Raw genomic sequence first — 14492 nt, 5'->3', positions numbered from 1 at the left:
CACCACGGCATCAATGTGATGCGTAACTCAGAAGGACCAACCTCATGATCGACACGGTGCGCCGCCGTCTGCTGCTGGCCGGACTCAGTACGGGAGCAGCCGCCCTGCTGCCGCCCGCCATCGCCCGGGCCGCTGCCATTGCGCCGCGTGTGCGTAGCGGCGATATCGAGGACATACAGCACATCGTGGTCCTGATGCAGGAGAACCGCTCCTTCGACCACTATTTCGGCACGCTGCGGGGCGTGCGCGGTTTTGGAGATCGCTTCACTATTCCCGCGCCGCCTCTTGCCGGGAGTGCGCCGCGCAGCGTATGGCTGCAACCGGCCGCCGGCTCCGACAGGCCACTTGCCCCGTTTCCGCTGGATACCGGGCGCGACTTCCGCCTGATGCGCGTCGAAGGCACGCCGCATTCGTGGCTGAATGCGCACCATGCCTGGGACAACGGTCGCATGGGACGCTGGCCTGACGCCAAGCATAACCATTCGCTTGGCTACTTCCGCCACGCCGACATTCCCTTCCAGTTTGCGCTGGCCGAAACTTTCACCATCTGCGACGCCTATCACTGCGCGGTGCAGACCGGCACCAACCCGAACCGTGTGTTCCAGTGGTGCGGTAACAACGACCCACATGCGCTCGGCGGCGGCCCCGTGATCGGGAACTCCCACGACAATTTCGTGGAAAACGGCGGTTATCCCGCCTCGTATACCTGGACGACCTATGTCGAACGCCTGCAGACTGCGGGAGTCACCTGGCAGGTCTACCAGGACATGGCTGACAACTTCACGGATAATCCGCTCGCCGGTTTCGAGAGCTTCCGCCGCGCCTATCGCGGCGACCTTGGAAGCGATGCAGAGTTGCGCGCGCGTGGCGTTTCCACGCGTGGTATCGACCAGTTGCGTCGCGACGTCCTGGAGGGAAAGCTTCCGCAGGTGAGCTTCATTGTCGCTGATGCCAAAGGCAGCGAGCATCCGAGCGTATCGAGTCCGGCACAGGGGGCGGCCTATACGGCGCGCGTGCTCGAAGCGCTGACCGCGGACCCGGAGGTGTGGGCTGGCACGGCACTGCTCATCAATTTCGACGAGAACGACGGCTTCTTCGATCACGTCCCGCCGCCCGCGCCGCCTGCGGCCGATTCCACTACGCCGAGCGGTCGGGCCGGTGCCTCGGCAGTCTCAACCGATGGCGAATACCATAACCATCCGGCGCCCGGCGAAGAGAAACTCGACGTGCCCGAACTGCGCAACCGGTCTTATGGTCTCGGACCCCGCGTGCCTATGTATGTCATCTCGCCATGGAGCCGCGGGGGTTGGGTCGATTCGCAGGTCTATGACCACACCTCGGTGCTGCGACTGATCGAACGCCGTTTCGGCGTCAGGGTGGATGTCACGCCATGGCGCCGTGCCGTGTGCGGCGAACTCACCTCGGCTTTCGATTTCTCGCAGCGCGACGCCCGCCCGTTCGTGGCCTCGCTGCCCGAAACGATGGAAACGGCCGCGCGCGCCGCCGAACTGCTGGAGACGACCACGCCGCCGACGCCGGCAGAGGCCACACCGCCGGTTCAGGACACCGGCGTGCGCCGTTCGCGTGCGCTGCCTTACCGGCCCACAGCGCGTGTGCAGGTGGATACGCAAACCGCGCAGGTACATTTGGCGATGGCTTGCGAGGGCGCGACCACGGTGCTCCACGTCTATGACCGCCTGCACCTCACGGCCATCCCGCGCCGCTACACCCTGGCGCCCGGCGTAACGCTCGCCGACGCCTGGAGCGCTCACGCGGGCATGTATGACCTCTGGCTGCTGGGAGCCGGTGGTTTTCACCGTCACTATGCCGGCCGCACCGACGTGTTGCCGGTTGAGGCGATACTCACACCTGGCGCCGCCGAACCGTTGCGCGCGAGGCTTCGCCTGTCGAACCCGCGGGCCACGACCGAGATTCTGCGCCTCGTCCCGGGCGCCTACCCGGATGCCATGCCCGCGCAATCCTTGAGCCTCAGCCCAGGCGAACAGCGCGAGATTGATCTGCCTCTTACCGCCACTGCCGGTTGGTACGATTTGTGGATCATCGCGGATGGCAGCGCGCAGCGTCTTGCTGGCCGCATCGAGACCGGAGGGGATTCCCTGAGCGATCCGGCCATGGGCGGCCCGGCAGCGATGTGGCAGGACGCAATTCCAACAGACAGGTCATAACCACACCTACGCCTCGTCAGCTTTCGGCGCCTGGTTCGCCGGTAAGGGCAGAATTTTGTTGGCGCCCCAAGGCACGCGTCTGATCGGTGAATACGATAGTCAGGTAGCGTTCGGACAATCCCGCGCGCTCGTCGTTTGGAAGCGCATGATTGTGCCTAACGGGACTTCGCTGGAAATCGACAGTTTGCCGGCAACTGACATGGAAGGCTATGCCGGTTTGGCCGATAGTGTCGACTTCCACACCTGGTCTCTGGTGAAGAGCATCGGCCTCTCCACTCTGTTAGGTTTGACGGGCCAAATGGGTGACAGCGACGATAGCGATCTGGTCAAAGCCCTGCGCGAGGCGACCCGACAGAACGGAAACCAGGCGGGTCAACAGATCGTCGAAAAGCAATTGTCTGTTCAGCCGACGATCAAGGTGCGTCCCGGCTGGCCGTTGCGGATCATCGTCCACAAAGACCTTATCCTGAAACCCTATGAACCCATGGTGTCGTCATGGCCGAATTGAAATTACCGCGACTGCCGGATCGCACGCCGGTCAAACTGACGATCACTCTCGGATCTGAGCTACAGCAGGCGCTGAAGGACTATGCCTACCTATATCAGGCGACATATGGCACGACAGAACAGGTCGTGGACCTGATCCTGAGGTGCCCATTTCATTCCAGTCGTTTTTCGGTTACATCGAGCCGGTACATCGCGGCCCGAGTTGCGGTACATCATTTGTCTCGAAAGTACATCATTGATGTACTAAAGGCAAAAAAATGATGTAAAACAGGTTGGAATGGGTGTAAATAGTTCTGTTGATAATCTTGTAAATGACTGAAAAAACATATAAAATTAGACATAACAATGCGTCCCGGTTTTCAGTTGCACCCATGATGGACTGGACGGACGCTTTTAAAAAGCCTTTTGAAATTAGGTAGTTTGCGAGTTTTCAACAGGCGATGATGTGCTCAATGATGTGCTGCATTTTTGCGGTGTTCGATTGGACGGACTTGCACTGCGGTGCGGTAACATAAGCCTTTTTTATCCACAGCTAATTGCAAATTTGACGGTGTGAATAAGTACCTTTGAATTCTTGTCGGAGTGGAGAGTCAAAAAGGCATCGACCTTCCATCAGCGTAGTTCAGAAACCCGTTGCCATGAAGGGGAGCATTCTGGAGACTGGCAGCTATTTGGCAAAAAGGTTGTGTGTCCGAAAAATGTATACAAATTTCGGACAAGAAAATCTTGACATGTGTCCGAAAAATGTATACAAATTTCGGACATGACTGATACACACACATTGAAGGATCTATTGCAGAGCATCACGATAGGTGCTCCGACGCGGACTGTCTGGACGCCGACAGACTTTTGCAATCTCGGCAACCGTGACGCCGTCGACAAATGTCTCCAGCGTTTGGTCGCCGCAGGAGATTTGCGCCGCATTGACCGAGGTCTGTATGACCGCCCTGCGGTTAACATTCTGACCAAGAAGCCGGCGCCGCCCGACGCGCGAGCCATCATTGATGCGATTGCCAGGCGCGACCAAATCCGAGTGCTTGTTGATGGCTTAACGGCGGCGAACGACTTGGGACTCACCAACGCGGTCCCAGCCAAAATCGTGGCCCATGTCGATGCGCGCCTGCGACCGATTGTGCTCGGCAACCTCGTCATCACATTTCGCCCAACGGCGGCAAGTAAACTGTACTGGGCGGGGCGTCCGGCTATGAGATTGGTCCAAGCCATGCACTGGCTGAAAGACGTCATCGATAGAGACGACGGACAAATCCTATCCAAAATAGACCGTATTCTCGCAGATAAGGATTTAGGTCCCGACATTCGCGACGATATCGACCGCGGAATGTTCACATTGCCTGCCTGGATGCAGAACGTTTTACGACAGAAGATCGGTTCGATATCGGGGGACGATGGAACGTACACGAACGCGCTACAAAGTGCCTAGCATGATGAACGCAGCTTTCGACGAAATTTTACGAGCCGATGGGGATGCGCGGGCAGGTTTGTTCGCCGAAGCCGCGCAGCGTCTAGGTACAGCGCCGCAGAACATCGAAAAGGACTTCTGGGTTTGCTGGACCTTGGATGCCCTTTTCAACGGCCTAGCAGACGGTGGGCCGAGGCTATTGTTCAAGGGGGGAACCTCGTTGTCGAAAGGGTTTGGCCTTATCTCCCGGTTCTCCGAAGATATCGACGTAACTGTCTTCCGGGAAGATCTTGGTAATAACACGACGGCCGACGACCTACGCAACATGACCAACAAGCCCCACAAATGGAACTTGCGAGCATTCAGACGAGTTGTATAGCGTACCTACGTGGAGAGCTGTTGCCCCAGCTAACCGCAATCGTTGGCGCTGCTGCCGAGCGCTGCAACATTCCGACAGATGAATTCCGGGTCGTGCCTGATCCTGACGATGAGCAAACCCTCCTGGTCTTCTATCCAATGGCAACGCCGAACGGCGACTATCTGCGCCCTTATGTGAAAATTGAATCTGGCGCCAAGTCCGCGCTGGATCCCAATGCCGTCGCGACAATCGAACCGTACGTAAACGACGATTTTCCCGATGGTGATTTACGCGTACCCAACGTTACCACCGTCGATCCGCAACGGACTTTCTGGGACAAGGTGATCATCCTCCATGGCCTCAGATCATGGTTCGATCGACGAAAAGAGCTCAAAGGCGATGGACAGCGGGTTTCCCGGCATTATTACGACCTCTATCGACTTCTCATCGCAGACGTTGGCGCCGAAGCCTCTGCGAATTCTGAGCTTGGTGAGAACTGCATTGCGCACGCTGCGCTTTTTTTCAATCGCCCGGATTACGACCTTGCGACGGCCAAGCCCGGCACTTTCCGTCTCAGCCCACACGACGGAATGGTCGACGCCCTTAGACGCGACTATTCAGCCATGTCAGGCATGATCTTTGGGAAGGTGCCGGATTTTGATGCAATATTAGAAGCCATCGCTGAACTTGAGGATCGTCTCAACGCTACCGGATAGCCGTTGTCCAGGTTCCCTTGCGGCAGTGACAGTCGTTGAAAAGACACTGCTTACCTGTCAAGAACTTGAACAATGGCATTACGAGCTATTTGTCCAGCCAGGTCTTTCCGCAGAGGCAGTTCCATTATCAGACACTTTAACTATAAATAGGCTGATACCCTGCCTGCGCTATGGTCTTCCGGGGCTTTTTCCCTCTTACCGAATTGATCAGAATGCTGTCAAAGAAGGGCGTACTCGTGCGGCCGGGCGCTTGGCCTGCCAAGAGGCCCGCCATCCCTGTCCCATACAACTGACTTGTACCGGCAACCACTTGTTTGCCGTCGACGTACCCCGTAATCGAGGCGCCCTCCAGGGCTTACGCTAAGCGAGAACCGTTTCCTTCAGGGCGCGCGATAGCATACCCATGGCAAGGTCGAAGCTCGTCTGGCCGACGATACCTATATGGACGTGATCGTTGGCAAACGCCGTCTGCATCAAGGTGAGTTCGACGCCTTTGAAGTCGCGTGTGACATAGTCGTCGGTACTCAGCCAGGTCAGGATGGACACCGTCCGTGTCAACTCGGCTTCGTCCTTCGCTGTAACGTCCCGGCTATCCAGACCGTCAACCACCAGTCTAAGCACGTTCAATTGAGAGGTGAGCGTACCCTTTACACAGGCGATACCTGATTTGCCTTCAGGGACGTCGTAATCATCTAGCGCGCTTCGAAAGGCAGCCAGCGCTTCGACAAATTGCTCAACTGTGTGTTTGTTAACCGGCATTCGAACTCCCCAGAGGAACCGAGCTACGCCGACTCGATGTGCGGGATAAGGTCCAATCGAGAGAATTGTGACATTGCCCACTGAATTCTCACATAGCGCCAATTCGATTTCGCCCTGAGGCCGAAGCTCCGATCGTCTGCGAGCGCAATTCCATGTGAAGTGCTCAATTGAACCGAGCGTGGTAAAGGGGGGCATGAACGCAAAAGGAGCACGGTATGGACACGGAGACGAGCCAGATCGGCGGCCAGAAAGCGTCGCGCGCATCTGAAGAACTGGCCCGAAACCGGGCGACCGTCGCGGGCTATGACGCGAGCGCCGCAGGCTATGCGGCGGAAACTGACCATGCGCCGACGCCGGATCATGTCGAGGCGCTGGACCGATTTGTCGCCTCGGTCCGGACCGGCGGCCGGGTGCTGGAGGTTGCCTCGGGGGCCGGCTGGGATGCTGATTGGCTTGAGGGAAAAGGGCTGCAGATTCGGCGAACCGACCTGTCGGAAGGCTTTATAACTTTCCAGCGCGAACGGGGCCGGGCAGTCGATAGTCTGGATCTGATCACAGGCGACCTGGGAGGTCCGTGGGATGGCATCGTCGCGCTCTATGTCATCCAACATGTCGGGCGTGACCTGGTCGATGGTGTGATTGGCCGGCTTGCAAAAGCACTCCGACCCTGCGGGACATTGCTGATGTCCTTTCAGGAGGGGGAGGGCGAGCGGGTATCGGTGGCGCCGGAAGGTACCTATCAGGTTGTGCGGTGGGAAGAGGTCGCTATGGTCGACTGCCTGTCACGACACGGCCTCGCCGTGGAATGGCGATCGACCTTCAACGGCCGAGAGGGTGTCTGGATCACGCTAATCGCGAACCGGTTTTAATAGAGGGTTCGACCCATGCGTATATTTGCATAGAAGGCGTTTGGCCGTATGCTCGTTTCAAAGCGTTTTGGTTCGTCCAACTGTTACAGATGCAAACAAACCCTATATTCCTGGAATTGATCTCACAGAAGATATACCGAACATGACCGACAGCAACGCCTTCGAATTCGAGCATCTTCCGCAGATCGACCGATTGGCTAAATCCCTTGGTGGGATTGCCGAATGTATGCGGCTGGGGTTCGTGTACGAAAACGAGCAGGGCGTCATTGCCCTGTCTTCGGCCGGTTTGGGATTCCTGGTCTATGTCCGGGCCCGGGATATCACCTCGGTCGCCGAAGCCTTCGCCGCCGGCTACCAGGCTGCCGCCGATGAATTTGCCGAGGACGTTGAGTCAGCAGGCTGATAGTCACGACGAAACGGGTTCTCCAACCAATGGGGCGATAGTCTTCGCAACCGTAGAATAGTTGAAGACACCAGCCTTGACTCTTTAACAGAGTGGAACAAAGATAGAACGCTCGGCTATTCGTGCTTAGGAGCCTCGGATGGATGTCCTCAATCGCCTGAAACCGGGTTCGCATTGAGGTGCCCCGAGGTGGCCTGAGCCTGTAAATAGAGAGTGAGATGCTGACTGGTAAAACCGTCGAGGTGTATGCGCGCAACAGCGAGGGGCTGCATGTGCAGAAGACCGTGCGCTGGGGCCTGATCCCGACGCTGTACGCAGCGGCACCGGAATTGTTCGATGGCGCGATCACACATGCACGACTGGAAAGCGTTCACGAGAAGCCGTATTTCGCCGAGTGCTGGCGAAAGAAATGGCGGTGCCTATTCCCGGTCAAGAGCTTTCAGCAAAAGGTTGCGGCCGGCAATGAGCGGTTCGGCGACGGTAAACGTGCATCCAAGGTCGTCATCACGCGCGCGGACGGAAGGCCCCTGGGCATTGCCGGTATTTATAATGCCATTCAGACGCCAGACGGTTTGCTTATATCCGCCGCCATGCTGACCCGAGAGCCGGGGTCATTGATGTCGAAAATACACGACCGCGAACCGGTCGTGATCGAACCGGAAGCCTTTGCCACATGGCTGGACGGCGCGGATGATCTCGACCTTCAGGCGCCGTGGCCGGATAATGCCTTCGTCTGCAAGACGGCATCCTAGAACAGGTTAAGTTGCTTCGTTTCGATTTTAGGCGCGGGTGCCTTGGGCTCCGCCTTTTTATGGCGCGGTTCGGCCTCGGGCGGATCCCATTTCATCCCTTGCGACACGATCTGCAGGGTACGGTCAGGCAGGGGCTTTTGCATCGCCTTGGCCTCTGGCCAGGGCAGGGTTAGCCAGTGTTCGACTTCCTCGGGCGTTCTCAGGATCACCGGCATGGCCTTGTCATGGAATTGTTCGACTTCCGCATTGGCCTTCGTCGTCAGGAAGGCATAGAGGTCAGACGTTGTCTCGCCTTCCAAAACCTTGCGCACACTCGTCCATTGTGGCGTCCAGATGCCGGCGAAGAAAAACAGTGGGCGACTTTCGTCCAGAGCGAACCAGATGTTCTGGTAGGTCTTGCCCACCTGGTCGGGTTCACAGAATGAAGTGGCCGGCACGACGCAACGGTTGGCGACGTCAAGCCAGGGCTGCCAATGCGGCAGATGTGTGCGCCGAACATTGGTCGTCCCGCCATCGTAGTTCTTGTTGCCGATGGCTTCGGCGGAAGAGGGCATTCCCCAACGTGCGACGGCAAGTTCCCGGCCTTCCGGCGTATTTCGGACGACGGGTCCAAAATCATTCGCGAAGGTGTCGGGATAGGCGCCGAGGTTATCCGCGTTTGTCGCGACACGCATGAACCGGGTGAATTCGCGGAGCGCTTCCTTATTGCTTGTCATTGAGTAGAGATTGCACATCGACTATCCTTTGCTGCCAAGGACAAGGATGCCCCTTACGGCCATGCCGGGCAAGCCGAAAAGCGGTGGCCGCGTAAGGTCAAGCGACGACCGGGCGCGTTCCATTTGTCATGGCGCGCGAGAGGTCCAGAATGTCCTCAAGCAGCGAGAGCTTGATTGGTTTCGACAGGTGCAGGTCGAACCCCGCCTTTGCGCTACTGCGGCGGGCCGCTTCGTCGTTATGTCCCGAGATCGCAATCAGCTTGGTGGAATTCATCCACATCATCGTACGAATTGTGCTGGCGATATCGAAGCCGCTTAAGTCCGGCATTTCTAGGTCGAGCAAAATCAGGTCGGGCCGGAATACACGCATTGCCGTAAGCGCGCCCGCGGCATGCAAACAGACCTTCGTAGCTGCCCCCGCTTCCTCGATGGCCTCTGCCAGCCCATTGGCACAGGATGCGTCGTCGTCGACTATGAGGACGCGCAAAGTGCCTGCCCGTGTGACCTCCCGGCTCTTGTTCGTTTCCGGAGATTGCATTGCGGCACCTTTATCTGACCTTGCGACCAGTTTAGCGCTGAAGTGCGTCAATTGGATTTCAGATGTCGGTCAAAAACGCACGTCATTGTGACTTTTGCGGGACATAGTCTTCGCTCGGCCTGAACTATCGATTTTCGCCATAGTTCTCGGGCTCGGACTCCAGGATGTCATGCAAGGGGACGCCAGACGCGAGCATTTCTTTGAAGCCGATCAGTCGACGTGCGGCCTGCAAAACGGGCAGACGACCCTCCGCCGCGGCGAGAACGACGGCCGTCACATACGCCTGAACGTCTTCGTCGTGAGGAACAGGTTTTCCTGCCGGTAGCTCAATGGTCGCGAGATGGGCCGCCAAGGTATAGCAGGCATCGGCACTTGAAATGTCGCCGGCCACGACCGCTTCCATTGTCGGGATAATAAAACGCGCCATCACGTACTCCTGCCCGGCAGCATTATCCGACACATCGTGGAAAACTACAACTCAACACTCGCCTTTCATGATCGTGAACCCGTGGTTCTTAACCCGGAAGACTGGCAGGCCTGGCTCGACGGGTCGGACGCCATTGACCTGGTAACACCTTGGGCTGACGATGCCTTTGAAACTGTACCGGCCTCGAAGGAAGCGCGCATATTGTTCAATGCGGTCTGGCTCGAACCGGACTGATCAGCGCCGTCATTTCCCGGCGTGCGGCTTCCGTTCGTGCGTCCAGATAAACGGCGAGATCCTGCACATGGATGCCCTTCGCGCATTTCTGACTATTTTCTATTCGGACCAGGGGAATCGCGATGTCGCCGGTGGAAATTTTCGCCAGCAGTTTCGGCAAGGTCAGATGAAAGAAATAGTCCCGGCACACCTGATCGATTGGTATCACGGCCTTGCCATCATATTGCGCCAGTAGAAGGAACGTCGTTTTCATGGCGTCTGTCCTTATGCATCGGTACGACGGGCGGATTTGGTGAAGGCACGATCCGACGCCATGAACCGTTCCAGCATGGCGGGGATGAGCCGGGCCGGGTCCCCAATGGGGCGCCCCGTTTCTTTTTCCAGCGCCTGGGCATAGGCGACGAGGGTGCGATGGGTGTCGGCGGGCAAATCGGCCGTCACCTTGACGGGTTTGTCGTCGAGCAGGGCGCCCAGTTTCAACTTGGCCATTATCAATCTCCATAAGGTTCGAGGACGAGGTCACGCGACAGGATGACCCGCACCGGCAGCCCGGGCCGTATGGTCAGGGTCGGCTGAACATTGAGCTGCCGCTCGACAACGCGCTGGCCTGCACGGTTTATGCTGTCGCTGGCGCCATCTCGCATCGCGCGGACAAGCGCGCTGTCCGCATCGGTATCGCCGGACTGCGCGCCGATGCTCAATAGAGTGGAGACCGCCGCCGCCTTGACGATGCCGCCCCAATGGTAATCGGTCCGGTCTTCCAGCCCCGCATAGCCGCGCGTATCTGCAGCGGAGGCCCGGCCCAGCAGCAGGGATTTGCCATTTGGCAGGATGAGGCGCGACCATGTCAGCAACAGCCGTGACTGTCCAAAAGCGATGGCATTGTCATACTGCCCGATCAGCCGGGACCCTTTGGGGATGAGCAGATACCGGCCGGTCAGGGAGTCGCGGATATCCTGTGTAATTTGGGCGAGAACCTGGCCGGGCAAGTCCGAGCGAATGCCGGTAATGAGTGCGGCCGGCACGACACTCCCGCTCTGTAACAGATATGGGGACACAGGCTTGATCAGCCGCGCTTCGCTCACGGGCTGCCGGTCCACTTCCCTGTCGAGAAAGGCGCGCTTGCGATCTGGCTCCGAGGGCGCTCCATTGGGCGGCGGCGCCGACCATGCGGCCAGACCCGCCAGGGGATCGACGCTGGTCGAAACCGCTTCGGGCACCGGCGCGCTGCTGGCGGCTTGGGCGAAAAATAACTGGCTGCCACGGGCGGCGGTGCGTGCTTGCGCGGCTTCATCTGGTTGCCCGGTGGGGGTTCCGGCCGCTGGAGTGTAGGTTGGCGGCGGCATAGCGGCATAGGTCATGTCCGTCGACCCGGTCTGCGCGGCCAGCATCGGACGACCGAGGTCTCCCGGTAATGGCGGACCCAGTTTCGGGACGCCGGTGTAGTCTTTCGGCAAGGCGTCCAGCGCTTCGGTCGAGGGTCGGTTACGCGGCGCCTGGGTGTCGGATGCGCTCGGTTGAACCAACGGCGGCTTTCGAGGCGCGATCGAGAAGGCGAGCGCGCCTGCCAGTCCAATGCCGCACATCGCGCCTGCGCCGATGAGCACCTTGCGCGACAAACGGAGGACAGGCTTGGGCTTTGGACGCAGACGCATTTCGGTGACGGCCTTTTCAGGCTCTGTGCTGTCTCCGGTCATGAGCGGCCCCCATCGATATGTACGATGCGAACGACCTTCTGACGCCCTTTGCCGCCCAGGCGCAGTTCCGCGCGGATGAAGAGGCGGTCAACGATCAAAAAATTGGACTGGACGCGATAATTGACCAGTTCGGCCTTCTTATCGTCACCGATCAGGAACAGCGGCGGCAGTTCGGTACCGGCGGTGGCCGGTGGCATTTCGATATATACGCTTTGGCCATCGTCGAAGGTGCGCAGCGGCCGCCAGGGCACGCTATCGCCTTCGAGGCGGTATCGAAAGCTCAGGTGGGTCGGATCGATATCCCTGGCGATCGGTGTTTGAGCCTTGGCTTTTTCAGCCTGTTGCGTAATGGCGATAAGCTCATCCTGCGGGTAGCGCCACGACGCCGAGGCCATGTAGGTCGCGGGCAAGGCCTGGAGTTCGATATGATAGGTGCGCCGATCGGAGTTGATGACCAGGTTGGTCGACAGGCCGGGCAGGGTTGGCTTGACCAGAATATGGGTCTGGCGCGCGTCGCCGCTGCCACTTTCGGTCGATCCGATAATCCACCGGGCCGTGTCGCCAGCGGCCACCGGACCGGTCCCGACCAGGCGTTCACCCGGCTGGAGCGCAATGTCGGTGACTTTCCCGACGCTTGTATAGACCTGAAACAAGGAACCAGGCGCATAGGCGTAGACCTGCTCGGCATTGGCAAAGGCCGAGGGCGCCGGCTGGACGCGCGCTGATGCGTTGGCGCGCTCCACCTCTGCACTGGCCGAGGGCGCTTTTGCCGCGTTTCGCGGGGCGTGGTCGGGCCGTGGACGGGCTTCGGCGGCGGGAATCGCCATGGCGAGGGCCGCCATAAGGCAAAGAGATAAAGTTAAGCGAGAGGCGGTCATGGGTTGAACTCCTGGGACCAGTTGAGGCTGTTGACGTAGATGCCGAGCGGGTTCTTGCGCAGGCGCTCCGGATCATGGGGCGGATCGACGATGATCCCTATGATCGCCGACCACCGGGCGGTCGAGACAAGCTGGCCGTTGGCATAGCTGCGCTCTATCCAGGTCAGGCGAAACGAGTCGGCAGACGCGCGGATAACACTAACGACTTCGACGGCTACCTGGGTCGTGCCGACCTTGGCGAACGGGTCGTTTGCCTGGGCATAGCCGCTCAAGGCCTGACCGCCTCTATCGGTGGTGAAGTCGTAGGCCTTCAGCCAGTTCGATCTCACGACGACCGGATCATTCGGAATCGAGCGCACCTCGGCAATGAACTCGGCGAGCTGGAAAGCGATTTGCGCATCGTTCGGGCGGAAACCGGCCGTTGCCGGGGCCACGGCCTGAGTTTGACCCAGCTTGTCGACCTGAACGACCCAAGGCACGATCGTGCCACGCGTAGACTGCCATGTCAGGGCGCCCACCAGTCCGAAGTCGAGGAGCAGGCAGCCAAAGGCCATGAGCCGCCAGTTCTTCGCCTGAAGCCGCGCCGAACCGATGCGGTCGTCCCAGGCTTGTGCCGCCCGCTGATAGGGCGTTTCAGGTTTCGGGGTGTCGCCATAGGTGGCGGTGGTGCGTTTGAACATGGTCAGCTGCCTTCTTTGAGATCGAGGGAATGGCCGCTGCCGGAGGCGTCACCGGAACGGATGGCGTGCACGGCGGTGCCGATGGCATTGTGAACGGATTGGTTTTGCCGGAGATCGGATGCCCACTGCGGGGCAGCCGAGGCAGACGGGGGTGCGGCGGTCGAGGAACCGGCCGGCGCGCCGGACGATACGGTCCCTTTGGCCGATTGGCCGCCGGTGGCGGCGAACGCGGCGCGGCCACCGCTCTTGAAGCTGTCCCGAAAAGCGTCGGCCGTCGCCTGAGCCGCCTGACTCATGGGTGCGGTGGCGGCTTTAGCGACATTGGCGAGACCGCCGGCGACGGCCGACGCACCGGACTTGCCCATCCTGCCCAGCGAATAGGCGGTCGAGGCGCCTCCGGCCATTGCGGCCCCTGTTCTGGCGGCGCCCACAGCGCCGGTGGCGAGTGCGGATGCCCCGCGCGCGGCCATGCCCATACCCAAAGCGCCTGCGGCTAAGGCCCCGCCGGCGGCGAGACCGGCGCCCACGGCCGAGCCCGCACCGAGTTGTGGACCGCCTGAGACGAGGCCATTCGCCACGGCTGGGCCGAAGATGCCGAGGCCAAGCAAGGTCAGGGATGCCAGGACAACCGACATCGCATCCTCAATGGTGGGGGCGCTGCCGCCAAAGTCCTGCACGAACGAGGCGAAGAGGGTTGAACCGATGCCGGTAATGACGGCCAGGACCAGCACCTTGATGCCGGACGACACGACATTGCCGAGGACCTTTTCCGCCATGAAAGCGGACTTGCCGAACAGACCGAAGGGGATCAGAACAAAACCGGCCAGGGTCGTCAGTTTGAATTCGATCAGAACAACGAACATCTGGATCGCCAGAATGAAAAAGGCGAGAACGACGAGCACCCAGGCGAGGCCCAGGCAGGCGATCTGCAGCAGATTGTGCATGACGTCGACGCCCATCTGATCGGACGCCGCCTGAAGGAGCGGCGCGCCGGCATCGAGACCGGTCTGGGCCAGTTTGCCCGGCCGCATCAAGTCCGTGACCGTGAAACCCGAGCCCGATGCCTTGAGGCCAAGTCCCGCAAAGCTGTTGAACACAATGGCGGCTAGGCTGTTCCAGTTACCGATGAGATAGGCAAAGGCGCCGACAAACAGCGTCTTCTTGACCAGCCGTGCGATGATCTCGCTGTCGCCGCCACCGTCGAACGTCCAGAAGAGCGCGGCAAGCGTCACGTCGATGACGATCAGAGTGGTCGCCACAAAGGCGACATCGCCATGCACGAGACCGAAGCCGGAATCGATATATTGGGTAAACACTTCAAGGAAGTGGTCGATCACGCCTGTATTGCCCAT

Annotated in this window: 20 protein-coding genes; 10 read left to right on the top strand and 10 right to left on the bottom strand. The window is 59.5% G+C overall.

All coding sequences use genetic code 11. The features are described from left to right. Nucleotides 1–44 precede the first annotated feature (44 nt). The 6 genes from VL130_RS14265 (at nucleotide 45) to VL130_RS19565 (ending at nucleotide 5187) form a co-directional block, all read left to right on the top strand. Entirely contained in the window at nucleotides 45–2186 is a 2142-nt protein-coding gene (locus tag VL130_RS14265; RefSeq protein ID WP_325363659.1) for a phosphocholine-specific phospholipase C, read from the top strand. Continuing rightward, on the top strand, nucleotides 2125–2694 hold the full coding sequence (locus VL130_RS14260; protein WP_325363760.1) for a TrbI/VirB10 family protein: 570 nt from the start codon (nucleotides 2125–2127) through the stop codon (nucleotides 2692–2694). The genes VL130_RS14265 and VL130_RS14260 overlap by 62 nt, the downstream gene beginning before the upstream one ends. Next, on the top strand, nucleotides 2682–2954 hold the full coding sequence (locus VL130_RS14255) for a DUF2274 domain-containing protein (protein WP_325363657.1): 273 nt from the start codon (nucleotides 2682–2684) through the stop codon (nucleotides 2952–2954). The genes VL130_RS14260 and VL130_RS14255 overlap by 13 nt, the downstream gene beginning before the upstream one ends. A gap of 502 nt (nucleotides 2955–3456) precedes the next feature. Continuing rightward, the gene (locus tag VL130_RS14250) at nucleotides 3457–4134 is read left to right on the top strand and encodes a DUF6088 family protein (protein ID WP_325363655.1); all 678 of its coding nucleotides are present in this window, start codon (nucleotides 3457–3459) and stop codon (nucleotides 4132–4134) included. 1 nt (nucleotide 4135) lies between these two features. Then, nucleotides 4136–4492 (top strand): nucleotidyl transferase AbiEii/AbiGii toxin family protein, encoded by a 357-nt coding sequence (locus VL130_RS19570; protein WP_325363653.1) that lies wholly within the window; start codon nucleotides 4136–4138, stop codon nucleotides 4490–4492. Nucleotides 4493–4512: 20 nt separating this feature from the next. Then, nucleotides 4513–5187 (top strand): nucleotidyl transferase AbiEii/AbiGii toxin family protein, encoded by a 675-nt coding sequence (locus VL130_RS19565; RefSeq protein WP_325363651.1) that lies wholly within the window; start codon nucleotides 4513–4515, stop codon nucleotides 5185–5187. Between the two features lie 360 nt (nucleotides 5188–5547). Here the strand turns inward: VL130_RS19565 and VL130_RS14235 are convergent, their stop codons facing one another. Next, nucleotides 5548–5946, bottom strand: a complete 399-nt coding sequence (locus VL130_RS14235) for a hypothetical protein (RefSeq protein WP_325363649.1) — start codon at nucleotides 5944–5946, stop codon at nucleotides 5548–5550. A 215-nt stretch (nucleotides 5947–6161) separates the two neighbouring features. Here VL130_RS14235 and VL130_RS14230 point away from each other — a divergent pair, with 215 nt between their 5' ends. From VL130_RS14230 to VL130_RS14220, 3 genes are all read left to right on the top strand, one after another. After that, nucleotides 6162–6815 carry a class I SAM-dependent methyltransferase gene (locus VL130_RS14230; protein ID WP_325363647.1) on the top strand — a complete coding sequence of 218 codons (654 nt, stop codon included), beginning with the start codon at nucleotides 6162–6164 and terminating at the stop codon, nucleotides 6813–6815. Nucleotides 6816–6957: 142 nt separating this feature from the next. Next, on the top strand, nucleotides 6958–7218 hold the full coding sequence (locus tag VL130_RS14225) for a hypothetical protein (protein ID WP_325363645.1): 261 nt from the start codon (nucleotides 6958–6960) through the stop codon (nucleotides 7216–7218). A gap of 218 nt (nucleotides 7219–7436) precedes the next feature. After that, nucleotides 7437–7970, top strand: a complete 534-nt coding sequence (locus tag VL130_RS14220; protein ID WP_325363643.1) for an SOS response-associated peptidase — start codon at nucleotides 7437–7439, stop codon at nucleotides 7968–7970. On the opposite strand, the gene VL130_RS14215 is transcribed toward VL130_RS14220, so the two are convergent. From VL130_RS14215 to VL130_RS14205, 3 genes are all read right to left on the bottom strand, one after another. Beyond that, nucleotides 7967–8704, bottom strand: coding sequence for an SOS response-associated peptidase (locus VL130_RS14215; RefSeq protein WP_325363641.1), 738 nt, complete (start codon nucleotides 8702–8704; stop codon nucleotides 7967–7969). The two genes, VL130_RS14220 and VL130_RS14215, sit on opposite strands and share 4 nt — an antisense overlap. A gap of 79 nt (nucleotides 8705–8783) precedes the next feature. Further along, nucleotides 8784–9224: a response regulator gene (locus VL130_RS14210; protein ID WP_325363638.1), complete on the bottom strand. Its 441-nt coding sequence runs from the start codon at nucleotides 9222–9224 to the stop codon at nucleotides 8784–8786. Nucleotides 9225–9348: 124 nt separating this feature from the next. After that, nucleotides 9349–9651, bottom strand: a complete 303-nt coding sequence (locus tag VL130_RS14205; RefSeq protein WP_325363636.1) for a hypothetical protein — start codon at nucleotides 9649–9651, stop codon at nucleotides 9349–9351. Nucleotides 9652–9687: 36 nt separating this feature from the next. Between VL130_RS14205 and VL130_RS14200 the strand changes: the two genes are divergently transcribed. Next, nucleotides 9688–9885, top strand: a complete 198-nt coding sequence (locus tag VL130_RS14200) for an SOS response-associated peptidase family protein (RefSeq protein WP_325363634.1) — start codon at nucleotides 9688–9690, stop codon at nucleotides 9883–9885. On the opposite strand, the gene VL130_RS14195 is transcribed toward VL130_RS14200, so the two are convergent. From VL130_RS14195 to trbL, 6 genes are read right to left on the bottom strand one after another with little or no spacing between them, the layout of a single operon-like run. Beyond that, a complete protein-coding gene (locus VL130_RS14195) occupies nucleotides 9857–10138 on the bottom strand; it encodes a pyocin activator PrtN family protein (protein WP_325363631.1) in 282 nt (93 codons plus the stop codon). The two genes, VL130_RS14200 and VL130_RS14195, sit on opposite strands and share 29 nt — an antisense overlap. Before the next feature lie 11 nt (nucleotides 10139–10149). Next, nucleotides 10150–10374: a DUF2274 domain-containing protein gene (locus VL130_RS14190; protein WP_325363629.1), complete on the bottom strand. Its 225-nt coding sequence runs from the start codon at nucleotides 10372–10374 to the stop codon at nucleotides 10150–10152. Nucleotides 10375–10376: 2 nt separating this feature from the next. After that, a complete protein-coding gene (locus VL130_RS14185; protein ID WP_325363627.1) occupies nucleotides 10377–11582 on the bottom strand; it encodes a TrbI/VirB10 family protein in 1206 nt (401 codons plus the stop codon). Next, nucleotides 11579–12409 carry a P-type conjugative transfer protein TrbG gene (trbG, locus tag VL130_RS14180; protein WP_325363625.1) on the bottom strand — a complete coding sequence of 277 codons (831 nt, stop codon included), beginning with the start codon at nucleotides 12407–12409 and terminating at the stop codon, nucleotides 11579–11581. The genes VL130_RS14185 and trbG overlap by 4 nt, the downstream gene beginning before the upstream one ends. 47 nt (nucleotides 12410–12456) lie before the next feature. Continuing rightward, on the bottom strand, nucleotides 12457–13140 hold the full coding sequence (gene trbF / locus VL130_RS14175; RefSeq protein ID WP_325363623.1) for a conjugal transfer protein TrbF: 684 nt from the start codon (nucleotides 13138–13140) through the stop codon (nucleotides 12457–12459). A gap of 2 nt (nucleotides 13141–13142) precedes the next feature. Further along, a complete protein-coding gene (gene trbL, locus VL130_RS14170) occupies nucleotides 13143–14492 on the bottom strand; it encodes a P-type conjugative transfer protein TrbL (protein ID WP_325363621.1) in 1350 nt (449 codons plus the stop codon).

This window comes from Asticcacaulis sp., assembly GCF_035497195.1.
Taxonomy (GTDB): Bacteria; Pseudomonadota; Alphaproteobacteria; order Caulobacterales; family Caulobacteraceae; genus Asticcacaulis.
Note: the sequence above shows the minus strand (reverse complement) of the source record. Positions and strands in the feature narration are given on the sequence as shown.

Excerpts from the sequence above, each read along its gene's own strand:
- VL130_RS14265 (WP_325363659.1), top strand. The coding sequence starts at position 45 with ATGATCGACACGGTGCGCCGCCGTCTGCTGCTGGCCGGACTCAGTACG.
- VL130_RS14255 (WP_325363657.1), top strand. The coding sequence starts at position 2,682 with ATGGCCGAATTGAAATTACCGCGACTGCCGGATCGCACGCCGGTCAAA.
- VL130_RS14250 (WP_325363655.1), top strand. The coding sequence starts at position 3,457 with ATGACTGATACACACACATTGAAGGATCTATTGCAGAGCATCACGATA.
- VL130_RS19570 (WP_325363653.1), top strand. The coding sequence starts at position 4,136 with ATGATGAACGCAGCTTTCGACGAAATTTTACGAGCCGATGGGGATGCG.
- VL130_RS14235 (WP_325363649.1), bottom strand. The coding sequence starts at position 5,946 with ATGCCGGTTAACAAACACACAGTTGAGCAATTTGTCGAAGCGCTGGCT.
- VL130_RS14230 (WP_325363647.1), top strand. The coding sequence starts at position 6,162 with ATGGACACGGAGACGAGCCAGATCGGCGGCCAGAAAGCGTCGCGCGCA.
- VL130_RS14225 (WP_325363645.1), top strand. The coding sequence starts at position 6,958 with ATGACCGACAGCAACGCCTTCGAATTCGAGCATCTTCCGCAGATCGAC.
- VL130_RS14220 (WP_325363643.1), top strand. The coding sequence starts at position 7,437 with ATGCTGACTGGTAAAACCGTCGAGGTGTATGCGCGCAACAGCGAGGGG.
- VL130_RS14215 (WP_325363641.1), bottom strand. The coding sequence starts at position 8,704 with ATGTGCAATCTCTACTCAATGACAAGCAATAAGGAAGCGCTCCGCGAA.
- VL130_RS14210 (WP_325363638.1), bottom strand. The coding sequence starts at position 9,224 with ATGCAATCTCCGGAAACGAACAAGAGCCGGGAGGTCACACGGGCAGGC.
- VL130_RS14205 (WP_325363636.1), bottom strand. The coding sequence starts at position 9,651 with ATGGCGCGTTTTATTATCCCGACAATGGAAGCGGTCGTGGCCGGCGAC.
- VL130_RS14195 (WP_325363631.1), bottom strand. The coding sequence starts at position 10,138 with ATGAAAACGACGTTCCTTCTACTGGCGCAATATGATGGCAAGGCCGTG.
- VL130_RS14190 (WP_325363629.1), bottom strand. The coding sequence starts at position 10,374 with ATGGCCAAGTTGAAACTGGGCGCCCTGCTCGACGACAAACCCGTCAAG.
- VL130_RS14185 (WP_325363627.1), bottom strand. The coding sequence starts at position 11,582 with ATGACCGGAGACAGCACAGAGCCTGAAAAGGCCGTCACCGAAATGCGT.
- trbG (WP_325363625.1), bottom strand. The coding sequence starts at position 12,409 with ATGGCGATTCCCGCCGCCGAAGCCCGTCCACGGCCCGACCACGCCCCG.
- trbF (WP_325363623.1), bottom strand. The coding sequence starts at position 13,140 with ATGTTCAAACGCACCACCGCCACCTATGGCGACACCCCGAAACCTGAA.
- trbL (WP_325363621.1), bottom strand. The coding sequence starts at position 14,492 with ATGGGCAATACAGGCGTGATCGACCACTTCCTTGAAGTGTTTACCCAA.